Here is a 1,095-nt window from a genome sequence, read left to right as displayed (position 1 = left end):
TCATAAGTTTGAAGATATCGGTATTGTTCGCGATGGTTCTAAAAGCAGTAATTCTAAAAATGTATATGATAAAGGTTATCATGTTACTGAAGCCTGTGCCATTACCAAGAGTAATCATCCCGTAAGTATTTTCTCTAAAATACATTCATCCCAACAAAAAAATTATACTTCTGCTAATACTATTACCTTTCAGGCTATGCAGCGTGGTAAAGACCTCTTTGGTAAAGCTACTTTTGTTATGGATAGAGGTTATGACGACAACAAAATGTTTCTTAAGTTGGATGAATTAGAACAGGATTATGTTATTCGTCTTACTGCAAAGAGAAAGCTCTTTTTCCATAAAAAATGGGTTCCTGCTACTCAACTTAGAAATATGCGTAAAGGTAAAATTAAAACACCTGTTTGCTATCATGGCAAGGAGCAGGACGCTTATCTATCTCACGTTAAAGTACAAATTACTGCTTCAAAGAAAGATATATATCTTGTTCTTGTTTATGGTCTCTCTGATAACCCAATGATGCTTGCTACTAATAAGATACTTAAGTCTAAAGATGATGTTGTTCGTATTGCAAGATTGTATTTTTCCCGTTGGCGTATTGAGGAATATTTCCGTGCTAAAAAGCAAGTATTCCAGTTTGAAAATTTTCGTGTAAGAAAGCTTAAAGCTATCAATGCTCTCAATTTCTACATTTCCGCTTGCATGGCTTTCCTATCGTTAATTTCCTTGAAATCTGATGCTAATGCTCTTAAATCCTCTATCATTCAAACAGCTAATCCTATTAAAGAAAAGGTTCGTTTTTTCTATTATCGGTTGGCTAAGGGCATATCCGGTATTCTTTCATACGCTAAGGAAGGGGTAAGGTTATGGTTCAAGCCTAAACCTCGAACCAAATTTCGTCAGCTTTGCATTAAGCTTATTTATTAGCCTCTTTATCTCAATATTTTTACTTAAGCCTATTTTCCTCTTTGGCTTGTTTCATTGTGCCTTTTTTTGCTTTAATTTATATTTTTCTATGTCCTTTGCTTCTGTTTGCTCTTTTTTATTTTTCTTTCAATCTTTTTTTATAATTTTATTTGCTTTTGCGGAAACTCAAA

At 33.4% G+C, this 1,095-nt stretch carries 1 protein-coding gene; it reads left to right on the top strand.

From position 1 onward, the window contains the following. On the top strand, positions 1–925 hold a 925-nt coding region (locus tag HZF24_RS18755), incomplete at its 5' end, for a transposase (protein ID WP_179239889.1). Positions 926–1,095 lie beyond the last annotated feature (170 nt).

This window comes from Sedimentibacter hydroxybenzoicus DSM 7310 (assembly GCF_013403245.1).
GTDB classification, from domain to species: Bacteria; Bacillota; Clostridia; order Tissierellales; family Sedimentibacteraceae; genus Sedimentibacter; species Sedimentibacter hydroxybenzoicus.
Note: the sequence above shows the minus strand (reverse complement) of the source record. Positions and strands in the feature narration are given on the sequence as shown.